The 16705-nt window shown below is 66.3% G+C and carries 22 protein-coding genes; 9 read left to right on the forward strand and 13 right to left on the reverse strand.

All coding sequences use genetic code 11. The annotated features are described in order from the left end of the window. Window positions 1-84 precede the first annotated feature (84 nt). Window positions 85-465 carry a hypothetical protein gene (locus IP86_RS25075; protein WP_054165163.1) on the reverse strand — a complete coding sequence of 127 codons (381 nt, stop codon included), beginning with the start codon at window positions 463-465 and terminating at the stop codon, window positions 85-87. 165 nt (window positions 466-630) lie between these two features. After that, window positions 631-981: a hypothetical protein gene (locus IP86_RS25080; protein WP_054165164.1), complete on the reverse strand. Its 351-nt coding sequence runs from the start codon at window positions 979-981 to the stop codon at window positions 631-633. Window positions 982-1134: 153 nt separating this feature from the next. Between IP86_RS25080 and IP86_RS25085 the strand changes: the two genes are divergently transcribed. Further along, window positions 1135-2169, forward strand: a complete 1035-nt coding sequence (locus tag IP86_RS25085) for an aspartate-semialdehyde dehydrogenase (protein ID WP_054165165.1) — start codon at window positions 1135-1137, stop codon at window positions 2167-2169. A gap of 218 nt (window positions 2170-2387) precedes the next feature. Here the strand turns inward: IP86_RS25085 and IP86_RS25090 are convergent, their stop codons facing one another. Both IP86_RS25090 and IP86_RS25095 read right to left on the reverse strand, forming a co-directional pair. Then, on the reverse strand, window positions 2388-2603 hold the full coding sequence (locus IP86_RS25090) for a DUF3072 domain-containing protein (protein WP_054165166.1): 216 nt from the start codon (window positions 2601-2603) through the stop codon (window positions 2388-2390). 178 nt (window positions 2604-2781) lie between these two features. Next, on the reverse strand, window positions 2782-3426 hold the full coding sequence (locus IP86_RS25095; protein WP_054165167.1) for a carbonic anhydrase: 645 nt from the start codon (window positions 3424-3426) through the stop codon (window positions 2782-2784). 196 nt (window positions 3427-3622) lie between these two features. Between IP86_RS25095 and IP86_RS25100 the strand changes: the two genes are divergently transcribed. Then, window positions 3623-4501: an HpcH/HpaI aldolase/citrate lyase family protein gene (locus tag IP86_RS25100; RefSeq protein WP_054165168.1), complete on the forward strand. Its 879-nt coding sequence runs from the start codon at window positions 3623-3625 to the stop codon at window positions 4499-4501. Between the two features lie 406 nt (window positions 4502-4907). On the opposite strand, the gene leuD is transcribed toward IP86_RS25100, so the two are convergent. Both leuD and IP86_RS25110 read right to left on the reverse strand, forming a co-directional pair. Next, on the reverse strand, window positions 4908-5513 hold the full coding sequence (gene leuD / locus IP86_RS25105; RefSeq protein ID WP_054165169.1) for a 3-isopropylmalate dehydratase small subunit: 606 nt from the start codon (window positions 5511-5513) through the stop codon (window positions 4908-4910). A 213-nt stretch (window positions 5514-5726) separates the two neighbouring features. Continuing rightward, complete coding sequence (locus IP86_RS25110) at window positions 5727-6128, reverse strand: metallopeptidase family protein (RefSeq protein WP_054165170.1); 402 nt, start codon at window positions 6126-6128, stop codon at window positions 5727-5729. A gap of 100 nt (window positions 6129-6228) precedes the next feature. Here IP86_RS25110 and IP86_RS25115 point away from each other — a divergent pair, with 100 nt between their 5' ends. Further along, window positions 6229-6570 carry a hypothetical protein gene (locus IP86_RS25115; protein ID WP_245290732.1) on the forward strand — a complete coding sequence of 114 codons (342 nt, stop codon included), beginning with the start codon at window positions 6229-6231 and terminating at the stop codon, window positions 6568-6570. Window positions 6571-6576: 6 nt separating this feature from the next. Here the strand turns inward: IP86_RS25115 and IP86_RS25120 are convergent, their stop codons facing one another. After that, window positions 6577-6795, reverse strand: a complete 219-nt coding sequence (locus IP86_RS25120) for a hypothetical protein (protein WP_156332619.1) — start codon at window positions 6793-6795, stop codon at window positions 6577-6579. A 252-nt stretch (window positions 6796-7047) separates the two neighbouring features. On the opposite strand from IP86_RS25120, the gene IP86_RS25125 reads away from it, so the two are divergent. The 3 genes from IP86_RS25125 to IP86_RS25135 all read left to right on the forward strand — a co-directional run bounded on the left by IP86_RS25125 (window position 7048) and on the right by IP86_RS25135 (window position 8495). After that, window positions 7048-7338: a hypothetical protein gene (locus IP86_RS25125; RefSeq protein WP_054165173.1), complete on the forward strand. Its 291-nt coding sequence runs from the start codon at window positions 7048-7050 to the stop codon at window positions 7336-7338. A gap of 114 nt (window positions 7339-7452) precedes the next feature. Next, window positions 7453-7764: a hypothetical protein gene (locus IP86_RS25130; RefSeq protein ID WP_054165174.1), complete on the forward strand. Its 312-nt coding sequence runs from the start codon at window positions 7453-7455 to the stop codon at window positions 7762-7764. A gap of 119 nt (window positions 7765-7883) precedes the next feature. Beyond that, window positions 7884-8495: a hypothetical protein gene (locus IP86_RS25135; RefSeq protein WP_054165175.1), complete on the forward strand. Its 612-nt coding sequence runs from the start codon at window positions 7884-7886 to the stop codon at window positions 8493-8495. 168 nt (window positions 8496-8663) lie between these two features. Here IP86_RS25135 and leuC read toward each other — a convergent pair whose 3' ends face one another. The 6 genes from leuC to ffh form a co-directional block, all read right to left on the reverse strand. Further along, complete coding sequence (leuC, locus tag IP86_RS25140) at window positions 8664-10073, reverse strand: 3-isopropylmalate dehydratase large subunit (protein WP_054165176.1); 1410 nt, start codon at window positions 10071-10073, stop codon at window positions 8664-8666. Window positions 10074-10374: 301 nt separating this feature from the next. Continuing rightward, window positions 10375-10776 (reverse strand): 50S ribosomal protein L19, encoded by a 402-nt coding sequence (gene rplS / locus IP86_RS25145; RefSeq protein WP_054165182.1) that lies wholly within the window; start codon window positions 10774-10776, stop codon window positions 10375-10377. A gap of 113 nt (window positions 10777-10889) precedes the next feature. Then, window positions 10890-11633 (reverse strand): tRNA (guanosine(37)-N1)-methyltransferase TrmD, encoded by a 744-nt coding sequence (gene trmD / locus IP86_RS25150; RefSeq protein WP_054165177.1) that lies wholly within the window; start codon window positions 11631-11633, stop codon window positions 10890-10892. Window positions 11634-11920: 287 nt separating this feature from the next. Further along, the gene (gene rimM / locus IP86_RS25155) at window positions 11921-12469 is read right to left on the reverse strand and encodes a ribosome maturation factor RimM (RefSeq protein WP_054165178.1); all 549 of its coding nucleotides are present in this window, start codon (window positions 12467-12469) and stop codon (window positions 11921-11923) included. A gap of 12 nt (window positions 12470-12481) precedes the next feature. Beyond that, window positions 12482-12802 carry a 30S ribosomal protein S16 gene (gene rpsP, locus IP86_RS25160; RefSeq protein WP_054165179.1) on the reverse strand — a complete coding sequence of 107 codons (321 nt, stop codon included), beginning with the start codon at window positions 12800-12802 and terminating at the stop codon, window positions 12482-12484. A 212-nt stretch (window positions 12803-13014) separates the two neighbouring features. Beyond that, window positions 13015-14565, reverse strand: a complete 1551-nt coding sequence (gene ffh / locus IP86_RS25165; RefSeq protein WP_054165180.1) for a signal recognition particle protein — start codon at window positions 14563-14565, stop codon at window positions 13015-13017. A gap of 266 nt (window positions 14566-14831) precedes the next feature. Here ffh and IP86_RS25170 point away from each other — a divergent pair, with 266 nt between their 5' ends. The 3 genes from IP86_RS25170 to IP86_RS25180 are packed head-to-tail and all read left to right on the forward strand — an operon-like array spanning window position 14832 to window position 16564. Then, entirely contained in the window at window positions 14832-15077 is a 246-nt protein-coding gene (locus tag IP86_RS25170; RefSeq protein WP_054165181.1) for a type II toxin-antitoxin system Phd/YefM family antitoxin, read from the forward strand. A gap of 1 nt (window position 15078) precedes the next feature. Next, the gene (locus IP86_RS25175; RefSeq protein ID WP_245290733.1) at window positions 15079-15483 is read left to right on the forward strand and encodes a type II toxin-antitoxin system VapC family toxin; all 405 of its coding nucleotides are present in this window, start codon (window positions 15079-15081) and stop codon (window positions 15481-15483) included. Window positions 15484-15487: 4 nt separating this feature from the next. Next, window positions 15488-16564: an MBL fold metallo-hydrolase gene (locus tag IP86_RS25180; RefSeq protein ID WP_054165184.1), complete on the forward strand. Its 1077-nt coding sequence runs from the start codon at window positions 15488-15490 to the stop codon at window positions 16562-16564. The last annotated feature ends 141 nt before the right edge of the window (window positions 16565-16705 follow it).

A 16705-nucleotide genomic window follows, 5' to 3' on the forward strand; every position in this document is an offset into this window, starting at 1 on the left:
ATCGGAGAGCGCTTCATAAAAAATGCCCGGCCAAGCCGGGCATTTTCGTATCGGGATGTCTTGGTCGCCGGGTGTCGGCGTCGCTCAGTACAGCGGGAAGCCGGTCGGGTAGCCGCCCAGATCCGACGGCGGATTGAGCGGGGCGCGGTCGATCGGGCGCTGGCCGTTCTCGCGGGCGAAGGAGTAGCCGGGCGGGTTGGCATAGTCGGTGAACTTGCGGTCACCCGGCAGCACTTCAGTGCCGGCGTCGAGCCAGGAGCGCTTGGTGATGTAGACGCGGGTGCGCGGGCCGGACTGGTACGACACGTTCGGGCCGCGGTCGCCGTAGCGGATCTGGTCGTTCGACCGATAGACGCGCTTCTTGGTGGTCTGCTGCGCGTCTGCGGACGAGATGCCGGCCGCGATCACGGCCGCCGTCGCGAGCAGCACCGCAAACGTCTTGGCGGCATTCAGTTTCAGGGTCATCGGGTCCTCATCGACAGACGCATTGCGAATTACGTCTCTTTCTAGCCGCGCCTGTGGCACCGCCACAAGGTCAAACGGGCAACACCGCGCGCAATAATGCAATCCGGACCTTGCCAGAATGTTGCATCGATTCCAGCGCCTTAAACGATTCCGGCGAATCGCCGGTCAGAATGCGCCGCGCAGCCCGAGGGTCTGCCCGGCGCTGGCGGCGAGGCTTCCCCGGCCTTCAGCCGGCCGCCGCGCGGCGGCGTAGCGGCCCTGCTCGGGATGTCCGAGCATGTCCGGACTCGCGGGCGTGCCGGCGAGACCGATCCGGCGGGTCGCGAGCTCGGTCGCGGTCGTGATCGCCGCCTCGGTCAGCGGTCCGGCCGTGGCCACGACCAGGATGCCGATCAGCGCCAGCGCGCCTATATATAAAACGACGCCCGTCAGGGTGCCGCGGCAGTCGTCGGCGAAGCTGTCGAGCGCCGGATGGATCCGGCGAGGCTCGGCCCGGTGGGGCGGGTTCGATCGCATCGGCAACGCTCCGGACGGAAGGGCACGCAGGGCGGGGCGGCGCAAGCCGCAAAGCAGGTATCAAGTTGTGTTGCGGGCGTTTCTCGCATAGAAGCGCTGGCTTCTCCTTTCCGCGTCAGGGCGCGGCGGGCGAATTTCTTCGGAGAGTCAACGATGGGTTACAAAGTCGCGGTGGTCGGTGCGACCGGCAATGTCGGACGCGAAATGCTCGGCATTCTGGATGAGCGCAAGTTCCCGGCGGACGAGGTGGTGGCGCTGGCGTCGCGCCGCTCGGTCGGCGTCGAGGTGAGCTACGGCGACAAGACCCTGAAATGCAAGGCGCTGGAGCATTACGACTTCAGCGACGTCGACATCTGCCTGATGTCGGCGGGCGGCGAAGTGTCGAAGGAATGGTCGCCGAAGATCGGCCAGCAGGGCGCAGTCGTGATCGACAATTCGTCGGCGTGGCGGATGGATCCGGACGTGCCGCTGATCGTGCCGGAAGTGAACGCCGCGGCGGCCGCCGGCTTCACCAAGAAGAACATCATCGCCAATCCGAACTGCTCGACCGCGCAGCTCGTGGTGGCGCTGAAGCCGCTGCACGACCACGCCAAGATCAAGCGCGTGGTGGTGTCGACCTATCAGTCGGTGTCGGGCGCCGGCAAGGATGCGATGGACGAACTGTTCTCGCAGACCAAGGCCGTCTACACCAACGACGAGCTGGTGAATAAGAAATTCCCCAAGCGGATCGCCTTCAACCTCATCCCGCAGATCGACGTCTTCATGGAAGACGGCTTTACCAAGGAAGAGTGGAAGATGGTGGTCGAGACCAAGAAGATTCTCGATCCGAAGATCAAGCTCACCGCCACCTGCGTGCGGGTGCCGGTGTTCGTCAGCCATTCGGAATCGGTCAATGTCGAGTTCGAGAATCCGATCACCGCTGACGAGGCTCGCAGCATCCTGCGCAACGCGCCGGGCTGCCTGGTAATCGACAAGCACGAGCCGGGCGGCTACGTCACGCCGTACGAGGCCGCCGGCGAGGACGCCACCTATATCAGCCGCATCCGCGAGGACGGCACGGTGGAGAACGGCCTCGCCTTCTGGTGCGTCTCCGACAACCTCCGCAAGGGCGCGGCGCTGAACGCGATCCAGATCGCCGAAGTGCTGATCAACCGCAAGCTGATCACCGCGAAGAAGAAAGCGGCGTAATTAGCAACATTGTAGCGTCGGAGGGTGGGCAAGCGCGCAGCGCGTGCCCACCCTGTACGCTGCTTGGTAACAGCGCGTGGGCACGCTTCGCTTTGCCCACCCTCCGTATCACGCGTCATTGCCGGGCTTGACCCGGCAATCCATCCACTTCGTGAGACTCTCACAAAGCTAACGCGCACGATGGATGCGCGGGTCAACCCCGCGCATGACGAGCGTTGTTACTTCGCCACGCCGGCTTTCTCCCGCAACGCATCGATGCGCTTCGAAGCTTCGGCCTTGGTGAGGTCGTCCTGATAGGCGTCCGGATCGTGCGCCTGTTCGCTCAGCGTCTTGAGATACGACGCCTGCGCGCCGGTCATCGGCTCGTCGCCGCTGACCCAGTCGTCCGGATCCTTCTCGGTATTCGAAGCTGTTGTGGTCTTGGGATTGTCCATCGCGGAGCTCCTGCGTTTTGTTCCCAACGCACGAAGTTCATGCTCCGTTCCGACTAGCACCGGGTCGTCATGCGCGGGCTTGACCCGCGCATCGGTCCCGCGCGCAGGCGCGCGGCTAGATCTCTCCCGAAGAGCGATGGATTGCCGGGTCAGGCCCGGCAATGACGATCGTGTCGAACTACACCACCTTCACGGCCGGGACGAACTGCTTCGTTTCCTGGTCCAGCACCGAGAGTTCGCCGTCGGCGACGCCGAAATAGGCGCCGTGGAGCTGGATCTTGCCGCGCTCGACCTGGATCTTGATGCAGGGGAAGGTCATCAGGTTCTCGAGGCTGCGGAACACCGCGGCCTTCTCGATCCGGGTGATGAAGTCCTGCATGGTCTCGGACTCGCGCTGCTCGACCACTTCACCGGGTTTGCTGAACATCGACATCCAGCGGCCGATGAAGTCGCTCGGCGTCAGCGGCGCCGGCTTCTCGACGAAGGCGCGGATGCCGCCGCATTGCGCATGGCCGAGCACCACGATGTGCTTCACCTTCAGCACCTGCACGGCGAATTCCAGCGCCGCGGACACGCCGTGGGCGCCGCCGTCGGGCTCGTACACCGGCACCAGATTGGCGACGTTCCGCACCACGAACATTTCGCCCGGCCCGGCGTCGAAGATCACTTCGGGCGACACGCGCGAGTCGCAGCAGCCGATCAGCATGACCTCGGGCGACTGGCCGCGTTCGGATAGTTCGCGGTAGCGCGACTGCTCGGTCGGCAGCCGCTGGGCGCGGAACGCTTCGTATCCGGAGATCAGGGAGGTCGGGAAGGAGGCCATCGGCGCGGTCTCTCTGTGGCTGGAGAAGTGTCGGGTTGCGAATGTTGCGCGGATGCGGGGATGTGATGCGACCAGGATACGCGCGCGCCTGATGCCGCAGGGATAATCACAGGATGCGGCGATGAACAAGCCTTCCGGCGCGGGCGGCGAAATGGTATCGGCTCGGGTGATTTTCCTATCTTCTGGAGGCCCCATCATGATCCGACCGCGCCGCAGCCTGCTGTTCATGCCGGGATCGAATGCGCGGGCGCTGGACAAGGCGCGGCTGCTGCCGGCCGACGGGCTGATCCTCGACCTCGAGGACGCAGTGGCGCCCGACGCCAAGGCGCAGGCGCGTGACCAGATCGCCGCCGCGGTGGCGGCCAAGGGCTTCGGCCATCGCGAAGTGCTGGTGCGGATCAACGCGCTGGATTCGCCGTGGTGGCAGGACGACATCGCGATGGCCGCGAAGGTCGTTCCGGACGGCATCCTGGTGCCGAAGGTCTCCAGCGTCGAGGACATCGCCACCATCGCGTCGCAACTCGCTGCGCTCAAAGCCGACCCGGCGATCCGGGTCTGGATCATGATCGAGACCGCCCGCGGCGTGCTGCATGCCGAGGAGCTGGCCGCGCAGGCGGAGAACCCCGAGACGCGGCTGGCCGGCTTCGTGTTCGGCCCCAACGACATCGCGCGCGAGACCGGCATCCGCATGCTGCCGGGGCGCTCCACCATGATCCCGATGATGTTGAACTGCGTGCTCGCCGCGCGCGTCCACGGCCTCGTGGCGCTCGACGGGCCCTATAGCGACATCGCCAATACCGATGGGCTCGGGCTGGAATGCGCCCAGGCGCGCGACCTCGGCTTCGACGGCAAGACGCTGATCCACCCCGGCCAGATCGACGCCTGCAACGCTGCCTTCACGCCGCCGGCCGCGGACATCGCCCAGGCCCGCGCCATCCTCGCGGCGTTCGAGCGTCCGGAGAACCAGGGCCGCGGCGCCATCCAGCTCGACGGCCGCATGGTCGAGCGCCTGCACGCCGAGATCGCCAAAAAGACGATCGCGATCGCCGACGCGATCGAACTGGCGGGGAAGTAGGCGGCCCGCGAAACCGGCAAGCCGTCCCCGTTACGCCAGCGCTAGCGGCCGGCCAGCCCCAAGCACCGTCATTCCGGGGCGCGAGCGCAAGCTCGCGAGCCCGGAATCTCGCAGTTGTGGAAACGACGGAGTCGCAGAACACGTCGCGATTCCGGGTCGCGCGGAGCCTGTCATCGGGCCGGCCGGAGGCCGGACCCGGTGGCGCGCCCCGGAATGACTGCGGTGATGGGAGTCGCGAAGGTGCCCCGATCGCAGCCTGCTCCCTCGCCCCGCTCTTGCGGGGAGCGGGGTGGGGTGAGGGGCGACGCCGGCACTGAGTCTCGGCCGCGGGGAGACGCCCCCTCACCCGGATCATCGCTGCGCGCTGATCCGACCTCTCCCCGCGCGCGGGGAGAGGTGAAAGAGGTCACGCCCAGGCGCGCTCGGTCTTGAGCTTGGACTCGTAGCTGTCGATCGACGGCTTCTTCTCGAGCGTCAGGCCGATGTCGTCGAGGCCGTTGATCAGGCAGTGCTTGCGGAACGGGTCGATCTCGAACTTGATCGTGCCGCCGTCCGGGCCGCGGATCTCCTGCGCCGGCAGGTCGATCGTCACGGTGGCGTTGGCGCCGCGCTCGGCGTCGTCGAACAGCTTGTCGAGGTCTTCCTGCGACACGCGGATCGGCAGAATGCCGTTCTTGAAGCAGTTGTTGTAGAAGATGTCGCCGAACGAGGTCGAGATCACGCAGCGGATGCCGAAATCGAGCAGCGCCCACGGTGCGTGCTCGCGGCTCGAGCCGCAGCCGAAATTGTCGCCGGCCACCAGGATCGACGCCTTGCGATAGGCCGGCTTGTTCAGCACGAAATCCGGGTTCTCGCTGCCGTCGTCCTTGTAGCGCTGTTCGGAGAACAGGCCCTTGCCGAGGCCGGTGCGCTTGATGGTCTTCAGGTACTGCTTCGGAATGATCATGTCGGTGTCGACATTGATGATCTTCAGCGGCGCCGCGACGCCTTCCAGCGTGGTGAACTTGTCCATGGCGATTTTCCCAGATTGAGGCCGGGTTTTAGCCGGCCCGCGGCGGCGTTCCAAGGCGTTTCTTCGCAAGGCCGCTCCACGCTCCGCTCTCATCCTGAGGAGCCCGGCACAGCCCGATAGGGCGGTGCCGGGCGTCTCGAAGGATGGCCGCGAGGCTGTGCTGCCTCATGGTCCGAGACGCGCTTCGCGCTCCTCACCATGAGGGACGCAAGCTCAGTCCCCCGCCTGCGCCTCGATGGCCTCCATGTCGGCATCCGACAGACCGAAATGGTGGCCGATTTCGTGGATCAGGACGTGGCGGACGATCTCGCCCAGCGTGTCGTCGTGGTCGGCCCAATAATCGAGGATCGGCCGGCGATACAGCCAGATCATGTTGGGCATCGGGGCGATGTCCTGGCTGGACTGCTGCGGCAGGCCGATGCCCTGGAACAGGCCGAGCAGGTCGAACTCGGTCTCGACCTGCATCTCGTCCATCACCTCGTCGGTCGGGAAATCGTCGACGCGGATGATCACGCCCTCGCACAGCGCCCGGAACTCGTCCGGCAGCTTGCCGTAAACGTCGTGCGCCATCTGTTCGAAATCGGCCAGCGAGGGCGCTTTGGCGGAGGTCCACATCCGCGTCTTGTAGGGGATGACGGGGGTTTCGGCAAAGGCGGCAAACGGTTGCGGTTGACGCGGGCAGCCTGATCGGGGACGGTGCCGGCGAGGATCGACGATGGGACGGCGGGCGATGATCGGACGGACGACCTTGGCGACAGGCCTGGCAGCGGCGCTGCTGCTGGCGCAGGCTCCGCAACCGGCGCAGGCCCAGTCCCGGACGCAACCGGCGGCCACGCAGCAGCAGTCGACCGCTGCCACCGACGTTTCTGCGCAGGAGCGGCGCCGGCCGAGGCGACTGCGGATCTATCCGCGCGTCGTGCCGGATGACGATGTCTATCCGCGCTTCAATCCCGGCCCGAATGCGGTGCGTGAATGCACCGCCACCTATGTGCAGGAATATCGGCCGAGCGGCACCGTGATCACGCCGCGGATGAATTGCTTCTGGCGGCGCGGCTGAGTCGTTCTATCGGCGTGAGCGCTCGGCACGGCTGATCAGGCCGGCGACCACTCCGGCCGCCATCGATCCGTACACCATGAAGGCCATCGCGGTATCGACCGGCTCGGCTGCGGCAGTTGTCGCGAGAGCCGATGCCGCGGCTGCGGCGTTTGCGCTGAGCGCCACGATGCCGCAGGTCGCGACGGCCGATGCGGTGATGCCTCGCCACCAGCGTGACTGCGTCATGTCGGTCTCCTTCGCCAAACGCCAGCAAAGACGCGCGAACCGGCGTTTGGTTTCCCAGCGCGCAGAGTAAAAACGCGTCCGCAAGGAACTACTTCGTTGCGGACGCATTCACTCGCGCATGCAGACGCATTCACTTCGCGTTCACCTCGCGGGCTTCAGCATCATCACAAGCGGCGCCGGTCGCTGTGCGGTTTTCGAACTAACTACGCGCATCGCCGGACAAAGCGCATCTCAAACCGAGGAACCCTCATCATGAACTTCTTGAAACTTTCGGGTCTCGCCGCGATCGCCGGCCTGCTGCTGATCGCAGCGCCGACCCAGCGCGCCGAAGCCGCGCCGGTCGCGGCGGCCGGCATCGCCACCAGCGTGCAGCGCGACGTCGTGCCGAACGTGAGCGAAGTGCAGTACCGCCACCATCGTCATGGCTATCGCCATCACCACGGTTATCGCCATCATCCGCGCGCGCACCGTCACTGGCATCGCCCGCACCGTCACTACGGCCATCATCGCCACATCCGTCCGCATCACCGCCACTGGCGCTGATCGCAACGCATCGTTCAGCAAACAGGCCCGTTCTGCGGGCCTGTTTCTGTTAGGCCTGTCGCGCGCGCCTCCGACGCGCTAGCATGCGTTCGGTGCTATCGAGGAGGATCTGCGATGCGAATTTGGATCGGAGCCGCGGTGGTGGCGGCGTCGTTCGGACTGATCAGTCCCGCCGCGATGGCGGAGACCTCGGACCTGCAGGGCCGGGCCGGCATGCAGGTGGCGCAGACTCGCGCCACCGAGTTCAGTTCACGGCATCGCGGCCGTGCTCATGCGCCGCGGCAGGTGCGCCGCCACAAATATCGCGGCGCCCGGCATCGCGCCGCGCCGGCCGACGCGGTCCGGCCCTCGGGCGCTCGTCTGGACGGCATGGCGCCGTTCTTTCCGTTCGGCTTCGGCGGCTACGGCTTCCAGCCGTCCTGGTAAGCGCGACGCGTAGTTGGCGGCGTTGCCATTCATGACGCGTTCACGTCCGTCTTCCTAACCTCGCTGCGAGCGAAGATCCTTTTCATCCCATCGCCGGTTCACGGCGGATCGGAGGACGGATGGCCACGGCGGTGACGACAACGAGGCTTGGTCGCTTTGGATTGGTCCGCCGGCTTGGCGTGCTGAGCGTGGCGGCGTTCGCGGCCTTGGCCGCCTCGATCGCCAGCGCGCCGCGGGCGCAGGCGTTCGCCCCCGTGAGCGCGGGCGCGGTGAAGCCGGCCTCCGACCGCGTCATTCAGGTGCGCGGCGGGCATGGCGGTGGCCACCATGGCGGCGGCTTTCACGGCGGCCAATTTCATGGCGGCGGCTTCCGGGGTGGCGGCTTCCGTCCGGCGTTTCACGGCGGCGGATTCCATCGCGGCGCGTACGGGATCGGCGGCGCTTATCATCATCGCCCGTTCTACGGCGCGCCAAGATTTTACGGCGGACCACGGTTCTATGGTCATCGCCATTACGGCTTCCGCCGGCATTACTATGGCCCGCGCTACTACGGCTATTACGGTCCGCGTTACACCACGCCGGTGTATTACGGCCCGCGCCGGTTCTGCCGCGTGATCTACACGTACTATGGCCCGCGCCGCGTCTGCCGGTATCGCCCGTGGCGGCACCACTGGCACCGCCCGTATTGGCACCATCACCGCCATCATCGTCATTGGCGCGTGTACTGGTAGGACCCAGCCGGCAAAAAACAAACAGGCGCCCGATGGGGCGCCTGCCGTGTATCTGATGATCCCTGATCGTCACCGCCGGGCTTGACCCGGCGGTCCATCGCTCTTTCGGAAGATGGATTGCCGGGTCAAGCCCGGCAATGACGTTGGTACTTGTCCGGCACGCCGTGCTTAGTGCCAGTCGCGGATGTCGACGAAGTGGCCGGCGATTGCGGCGGCGGCGGCCATCGCGGGCGACACCAGGTGGGTGCGGCCCTTGAAGCCCTGGCGGCCCTCGAAGTTGCGGTTCGAGGTCGAGGCGCAGCGCTCTTCCGGCGCCAGCTTGTCGGGGTTCATGGCCAGGCACATCGAGCAGCCCGGCTCACGCCAGTCGAAGCCGGCCTTGATGAAGATCTTGTCCAGCCCTTCCGCCTCGGCCTGCTCCTTCACCAGGCCCGAGCCCGGCACGATCATCGCCTTGACGTTGCCGTTGACGGTCTTGCCTTCGGCGACCTTGGCGGCGGCGCGCAGGTCCTCGATGCGGCCATTGGTGCAGGAGCCGATGAACATCCGGTCGATCTTGATGTCGGTGATCTTGGTGCCCGGCGTCAGGCCCATATAGGCCAGCGCGCGCTCCTTGGAGAGACGCTTGGCCTCGTCGGCGATATCGGCCGGGTTCGGCACGCGGCCGGTGATCGAGATGACGTCCTCGGGGCTGGTGCCCCAGGTCACGATCGGCGGCAGCTTGGCGGCGTCGAGCCGCAGCTCGTGGTCGAAATGCGCGCCTTCGTCGGAGCGCAGCGTGTCCCAATAGCGGACCGCGGCATCCCACAGCTCGCCCTTCGGCGCCATCGGACGGCCCTTGAGGAAGTCGTAGGCCTTCTGGTCGGGCGCGATCAGGCCGGCGCGGGCGCCGCCTTCGATCGACATGTTGCAGACCGTCATGCGGCCTTCCATCGACAGCGCGCGGATCGCGTCGCCGGCGTATTCCAGCACGTAGCCGGTGCCGCCCGCGGTGCCGATCTCGCCGATGATCGCCAGGATGATGTCCTTGGCGGTGACGCCGTCGGGCAGCGCGCCGTCGACGGTCACGCGCATGTTCTTGGCCTTCTTCTGGATCAGCGTCTGGGTCGCCAGCACGTGCTCGACCTCGGAGGTGCCGATGCCGTGCGCCAGCGCGCCGAACGCGCCGTGGGTCGAGGTGTGGCTGTCACCGCACACGATGGTGGTGCCGGGCAGGGTGAAGCCCTGCTCCGGGCCGATGACGTGAACGACGCCCTGCCGCTTGTCGAATTCGTTGTAGTACGTCACGCCGAAATCGCGCGCGTTCTCGGCCAGCGCGGCGATCTGCTCGGCGCTTTCCGGATCGGGGTTGGGCTTGGAGCGATCGCTGGTCGGCACGTTGTGATCGACCACCGCCAGCGTCTTCTCCGGCGCATGCACCTTGCGGCCGGTGGTGCGGAGGCCTTCGAACGCCTGCGGCGAGGTCACTTCGTGCACCAGATGGCGGTCGATATACAGCAGGCAGGTGCCGTCCTCGGCCTCGTGGACCAGATGGTCGTTCCAGATCTTGTCGTACAGCGTGGTGGGTTTGGCGGACATGATGTCGGTCCTTCAGCAGGATCTTTGAATTGTCGAAGTGAGAGCAGGATCGCGTAGCGCGCGATCAGCTAATCAGCGCGGCCGTCGTCAGCCGACCGAAGAACCGCCACGGCAAGCGGCTGCGGTCGTCGAGGACGACGCGGGCGAGCCGGAGCGTTGAGCGATCTGGAAACATTCCATCCATATAGCACGTCGCGGCAGGTCGACAATGTTTCGCGCGGCCGGCCGGCGCGCAACGCAGCCGCAACAAAAAAGCGCGACCCGAAGGCCGCGCTTTCGAAGCTCGGATCGGTGAAGCTGATTACTCGGCGGCGCCGGCAGCAGCAGCGGCCGGAGCGGCGCGGTCCTGCTTCTTCTCGACGATGCGGGCCGACTTGCCGCGCAGGTTGCGCAGGTAATACAGCTTGGCGCGACGCACCTTGCCGCGGCGCACCACCTTGATCGAGTCGATCATCGGGGACAGCAGCGGGAACACGCGCTCGACGCCCTCGCCGTACGAAATCTTGCGCACGGTGAAGCTCTCGTTGATGCCCTGGCCGGAGCGGCCGATGCAGACGCCCTCATAGGCCTGCACGCGCGAACGCTCGCCTTCGACGACCTTCACATTGACGATCACGGTGTCACCGGGACCGAACTCCGGAATCGTCTTGCCGGCGGACAGCTTGTCGAACTGCTCTTTCTCGAGCGTCTGAATGAGGTTCATCGGTAATTCTCCATCGGCGGCGCGCCCGACCATCCCGGCGCGGGCTGCGCGAAGATCCATTGTCCTGCCATTGCACGGATTTGCCGGTGCTATACGGCAATCCTGGGGGTTTGTCACCCGTCCGTCTTGTTTTTTGGCGTTTTTCGCGATTCGCTTTTCGGCCCCGTGATTTGCGCCGGCCGCAGCGCCCAGAGATCGGGTCGGCGGGCCCTGGTCAGGGCTTCGGCCTCGGCCTGCCGCCAGGCCGCGACCTTGGCGTGGTCGCCCGAGGTCAGGACCTCCGGGATCGGCCGGTCCTCGAAGATTTGGGGCCGCGTATATTGCGGATATTCCAACAATCCGGCCGAAAAGCTCTCCTCGGTCGAGGATTCCAGCCTGCCCATCACCCCCGGCAGCAGCCGGACGCAGGCATCGATCAGCGCCATCGCGGCGATCTCGCCGCCCGACAGCACATAGTCGCCGATCGACACTTCTTCGAGACCGCGGGCGTCGATGACGCGCTGGTCGATGCCCTCGAACCGGCCGCAGACGATCAGCGGCCCCGGGCCGGCGGCGAGCTCCGCCACCCGCGCCTGGGTCAGCGGCCGGCCTCGCGGGCTCATCACCAGCCGCGGGCGGTCAGCCCCGTCCACCGCGTCGATCGCGGCGGCCAGCACGTCGGCGCGCAGCACCATGCCGGGCCCGCCGCCCGCCGGGGTGTCGTCGACACTGCGATGCCGGTCGGTGGCCGAATCCCGAATATCCCGCGCCTCCAGCCCCCACAGCCCCGCCGCCAGCGCCCGTCCCGCCAGGCTGATGCCGAGCGGGCCGGGAAACATCTCCGGAAACAGGGTGAGGACAGTGGCGCGCCAGGTCATGTGGTGCCTGCAACGAGTGACGCGTCATGCCCGGACTTGATCCGGGCATCCATCTTTTCGCGAGACGATGGATCGCCGGGTCAAGCCCGGCGATGACGACGATTACTAAATCACCGTGCCCCGGACAAAGCGCAGCGCGCCGAAGGCGGGGTGCGCTGCAGATCCGGGGCCCCGGTTTTTCCGGAGCCGCCAAGCAAGTCACCGGGGTCCCGGATCTGCGAGGCAGCACTGCGTGCTGCATCGCGTCCGGGACACGGGAGTCTGCGAAGCTTACGTCCCCGGGAAGCTTACGCCTCCGGATGATTCGGCGTGTCGCCTTCGATTTCGCCGGGTGGTTCGATCATCACTTGCCCGGCCTTGAGGTCGACGGTCGGCACCACCGCGTTGGTGAACGGCAGCAGCAGCGTCGGACCCGACGGCGGGGCGATCTCGATGATGTCGCCGGCGCCGAAATTATGCAGCGCCACCACGCGGCCGAGCGGTTCGCCCGCGGTCGTGACCGCGGCGAGGCCGATCAGGTCGGCGTGGTAGTACTCGTCGTCCTCGGTCGGCGGCAGCGCGTCGCGCGGCACGTAGAGTTCGAGGCCGTTGAGGCGCTCGGCCTCGTCGCGCGTGGTGACGCCCTTCAGCGTCACCACCAGATGGTCCTTGGCCTCGCGCGCGGTCGCAATCTCGAACGACCGCGTCCCGTCCTTGGTGGAGAGCGGCCCATAGTCGGTCACGGCGAACGGATCGGCGGTGAAGCTCCACAGCCGCACCGCACCGCGCACGCCGTGCGGCGCGCCGATTCGCGCGACGCAGACTTGCCGGGCCACGCAAATCTGCCCGGACGGCATCAGCCGGCCCGCTTACTTGGCTTCAGCGGCCTTGCGCTCCTTGCGCGGCACCGCCTTTTCCGGGTTGTTGCGCGGCTCGCGCTTCTTGACGCCGGTGACGTCGAGGAAACGCGCAACGCGGTCCGACGGCTGCGCACCCTTGGCGAGCCAATCCTTGACCTTGTCGAGGTCGAGCTTGAGGCGGGCTTCGTTGTCCTTGGCCATCAGCGGGTTGAAGTAGCCAAGACGCTCGATGAAGCGGCCGTCGCGCGGGAAGCGCGAGTCGGCGACGACGACGTGATAGAACGGGCGCTTCTTGGTACCAGCGCGCGCGAGGCGAATGACGACGGACATTGTTGGCTCCTTAGGTGGGGGTTCGGTGTGATTGAAACGCTTAGTTAGCTATCGTCATTCCGGGGCGCGCGTAGCGCGAGCCCGGAATCCATAACCCCTGCCGGGAGTATGGATTCCGGGCCTGCGCCCCATAGCGCGTCGAAGACGCGCGTGAACGCGCTGGTGGGGCGCATCCCGGAATGACAGAAGAGAGGTGAGTGAACGGCGGCAGCTCATTTCTTCTTCCCGAACAGGCCGCCGAGACCCGGCAGGGTCGGCTTGCCGGGCAGGCCGGTGAGGCCGGGCAGATTGGGCAGGCCGCCGCGCAGCGAGGCGGGCAGGTCCTTCGGCAATTCGGGAAGACCGCCGGGCAGGCCGCCGCCTTCAGCCTGCATCTTGTCCTGCATCGCCTTGATTTCCTCGGCCGATGGCATGCCGCCGCCAAAACCCATCGCCTTGGCGAGGCCGGCCATCGGGCCACCCTTGCCGCGGCTCACGGCCTTCATCATGTCGGCCATGTTGCGATGCATCTTCAGCAGCTTGTTGACGTCCTCGACCTTGATGCCGGCGCCGGCGGCGATCCTCTTTTTACGGCTGGCCTTGAGGATGTCGGGGTTCTTGCGCTCCTCGCGGGTCATCGAATCGATGATCGCGACCTGGCGCTTGAGGATCTTGTCGTCGATGCCGGCCGCGGCGATCTGATTCTTCATCTTGGAGATGCCGGGCATCATCCCCATCAGCCCGCCGATGCCGCCCATCTTGGTCATCTGCAGCAGCTGTTCGCGCATGTCGCCGAGGTCGAACTTGCCCTTGCGCATCTTCTCGGCGACGGCAGCGGCTTTCTCGGCGTCCAGCGTTGCCGCGGCCTTCTCGACCAGCGACACGACGTCGCCCATGCCGAGGATGCGGCCGGCGATACGGCTCGGATGAAAGTCTTCCAGCGCGTCGGTCTTTTCGCCGGTGCCCATCAGCTTGATCGGCTTGCCGGTGACGGCGCGCATCGACAGCGCGGCGCCGCCGCGGCCGTCACCGTCGATTCGCGTCAGCACGATGCCGGTGAGGCCGACGCGCTGATCGAACGCGCGGGCGAGATTGACGGCGTCCTGGCCGGTGAGGCTATCGGCCACCAGCAGCACTTCGTGCGGATTGGCGGCGGTTTTGATCTCGGCCGCCTCGCTCATCATGTCTTCGTCGAGCGTGGTGCGGCCGGCGGTGTCGAGCAGCACGACGTCGTAGCCGCCGAGCTTACCGGCTTCCATCGCCCGGCGCGCGATATCCGGCGGCTTCTGGCCGGCGACGATCGGCAGCGTGTCGATGCCGAGGTCACGGCCGAGCACCGCGAGCTGCTCCATCGCGGCCGGGCGATAGACGTCGAGCGAGGCCATCAGCACCTTGCGCTTGTCGCGCTCGGTCATGCGGCGGGCCAGCTTGGCAGTGGTGGTGGTCTTACCGGAGCCCTGCAGACCGACCATCATGATCGGCACCGGCGGCACGGCGTTGAGGTCGATCGCCTGGCTTTCGGACCCCAGCATGGCGATCAGCTCGTCATTGACGATCTTGACCACCATCTGGCCGGGCTTGACCGACTTGACCACGGTGGCGCCGATCGCCTGCTCGCGGACCTTGTCGGTGAACGAGCGCACCACTTCGAGCGCGACGTCGGCCTCCAGCAGCGCGCGGCGGATCTCGCGCATCGCTGCATCGACATCGGCCTCGCTGAGCGCCCCGCGCCCGGTCAGCCGATCGAGAATGCCACCCAGCTTTTCCGACAGATTGTCGAACATCGGCCCAATTCCAGCGACGGCCTCTCGGTGAAAGGCCTACAAAAGCAAACACTTATGGCGCCCGAGGGCGCATCGCGCTGTCGGACGTTGGCCTCCGGCCTCTGGGACCGGTCGGCGGATCGAAAAGAAGACTTTCCGAGATTTCGCCGGCATCTAGACGCGACGGCGCCGTGAAGTCAAGAATTGCGGCGCTTTGGGTCTTTTCGGGGTCTGCCGAAACGACGGAAAGTTGCTATATATCGGCGACTTAACAGAGGTCGCAGGTCATGAAGCACGTCAGCCTGGCGGATGCGCGCGCCAACATCGCGGAACTGCTCGACGAAGTGGAACGCGGCGAGACGGTGACGATCAGCCGAGATGGGGCAAGATCGTTCGAAGTCGCGCCGCCGTTCGACGAGAGGAGAAGAGAAGAAGCTCGCCGAGCGATCGAAGAAATTCGCGAGCTCCGAAAGACCGCGCCGCGCGCCACTGTGGAAGAGATCCTGTCCTGGCGCGACGAGGGACGGAGCTAACGTGCGCTTCGTTGTCGACGCGTCCGTTGCCGTGTCGTGGTGCATGCAGGACGAAGCTTCGGCTATAGCGGATCGGGCATTCGATCTTTCGAGAATCGCGACCGCACTCGTTCCTGCTCACTGGTGGTTCGAAACGCGAAATGCACTGCTGGTGGCAGTTCGCCGTAAGCGATTGGAGCTTCCACGTCTCGAGAGCTTTTTACGGCAACTCAACTTGGTGGCGATCGAGATTGCACCAATCCCTGACGACCGCTCTCTCATCATGTTGGCCCAGCGTCATCGCCTGACCTTCTACGACGCGGCCTATCTCGAACTGGCGCAGCGCGAGCGGATTGAGCTGGCGACGCTCGATGCCGCGCTCATCCGGGCCGCCGCCTCTGAAGGCGTCGCGCTGGTCGGCGCATGACCGCATGACGCTGATCACTCGCCGTCGTCTGCTGGCGTCGTTCGCCGGCCTTGCTGCCACCGCCGGTCTGTCCTCCTTCTGGGTATCCCGCATGACCTCGTATAAAGGCCCGATCACCGATCACTTCGACGGTGAGCGCTTCTTCGACCGCGACGGCGCGCCGCCGAAGGGCTGGATGGACGTGCTGCGCTGGCGCTTCACCACCAAGCCGGCGAAGTGGCCCGACTGGGTGCCGAACGTCGCCGCCGACATCCCGCCGCCGAGCGTGACTGGCGCCAAAGCGCGGCTGAGTTACGTCGGCCATGCCAGCTGGCTGCTGCAGACCGGCGGGCTTAACATCCTGATCGATCCGGTGTGGTCGGAGCGGGTGTCGCCGGTCAGCTTCGCCGGGCCGAAGCGCCACAACGATCCCGGCATCGCCTTCGACAAGCTGCCCAAGATCGACATCGTGCTGGTGTCGCACGGCCATTACGATCATCTCGACCTGGCGACGCTGTCGCGGCTGGCGGCGCGCGATGCGCCGCGGGTGATCACGCCGTTCGGCAATGACCTGACCATGACCGGCCACGATTCCGCGATCCGTGCCGAGGCTTACGACTGGAGCGACCGCGTCGTGCTCGGCCGAGACGCTTCTGGCCAAGACGTCGCGGTGACGCTGGTGCCGACGCGGCATTGGACCGCGCGCGGCCCGTTCGACCGCAACCGCGCGCTATGGGCGAGCTTCGTGGTGGAGACGCCCGCCGGCAAGATCTACGTGGTGTGCGATTCCGGCTATGGTGAGGGCAAGCACTTCCGCAGCGTCGGCGCCGCGCACGGCCCGCTGCGGCTGGCGATCCTGCCGATCGGCGCCTACGAGCCGCGCTGGTTCATGAAGGACCAGCACATGAATCCCGCCGACGCCGTGATGGCGCTGGCCGATTGCGGCGCCGAGCAGGCGCTCGCCAATCATCACTTCACCTTCCAGCTCACCGACGAAGCGATGGATGCGCCGGAGCAGGATCTTTATGCGGCGCTCGATGCCGTCGGCGTGCCGCGCGAGCGGTTTGCCGTGCTGAAGCCGGGGCAGGTGTTCGAGATTTGACTAGTTGTCGTCACCCTCGGGGCTTTTCGGCCCCGTCATTGCGAGGAGCGAAGTGACGAAGCAATCCAGCGTCGTGCACGGCGCTCTGGATTGCTTCGCGGAGCCTGTCATCGGGCGGCGCTTCGCGCCGACCCGTTGGCT

Source organism: Rhodopseudomonas sp. AAP120, from assembly GCF_001295845.1.
Taxonomy (GTDB): domain Bacteria; phylum Pseudomonadota; class Alphaproteobacteria; order Rhizobiales; family Xanthobacteraceae; genus Rhodopseudomonas.